The following is a 655-nucleotide window of genomic DNA, read 5'->3' as shown; positions in this document are numbered from 1 at the left end:
GGTGAAGAACGGCAGGATCTTGTCATCGCGGGACGGCGCCAGCAACTGGTCGACGATGCGGTCGCTGGCCCGTTCGACGCACAGCGTCAGCCGGCCGGCCGATGTCGGGTCTTCGGCAAGGATGAAGGGATAGCGGCGGACATAGGCGGGGATGTAGTGCGGCGCGGTCCATTTGCCTTCGGCATCGACGAACAGGTTCTCGTTCTGGCGCACGCCGGTGATGATCACCGGCGCCTTGCCCGCGCCGATGAAGACGATCGGGTAGGAGCGCATCGCCGCCGGCATTTCCGACGCCACCACCGGAATGGCGTGCGCCGAGCGGGCGAAGCCAAAATCGCTGCGCGCGGTCAGGCCCAGCGAGCCGTGCCGCGCCGGGTTGAGCGCCTCGGGCCTCGAATAGAACAGCGGCATCGCGTCGCCCGTCACTTCCGTCTTTGCATCAGCCATCATCCGTCTCCCGCAAGCCCATCAGGCTGCCAATGGTCCCGAAGCCGGGATCTATGCTTGTTTGCCCTGATCTTGGGTCGAAAGGAATCCCGCGCAGGAACAAAGTACTACAGCGTCTCTCGCGCGCATAAAAGGACAGGCGGTGCTGTATTTTGGGATTGCGGCGGTCGATTGTCTTGGGGAACACGACCGCCAGCCTGCCCGCCTC

General features: G+C 64.4%; 2 protein-coding genes. Both read right to left on the bottom strand.

Annotation, left to right across the window (positions count from 1 at the left end; all coding sequences use genetic code 11):
* The coding region (locus EN750_RS37770) for a SapC family protein (protein WP_145968355.1) at window positions 1-447 on the bottom strand (447 nt) is incomplete at its 3' end.
* Window positions 440-655: hypothetical protein (locus EN750_RS40185; RefSeq protein ID WP_210212811.1), on the bottom strand; the 216-nt coding region annotated here is incomplete at its 5' end. The genes EN750_RS40185 and EN750_RS37770, both read right to left, overlap by 8 nt.

The organism is Mesorhizobium sp. M7A.F.Ca.ET.027.03.2.1 (assembly GCF_003999175.1).
GTDB lineage: Bacteria > Pseudomonadota > Alphaproteobacteria > Rhizobiales > Rhizobiaceae > Mesorhizobium.
Note: the sequence above shows the minus strand (reverse complement) of the source record. Positions and strands in the feature narration are given on the sequence as shown.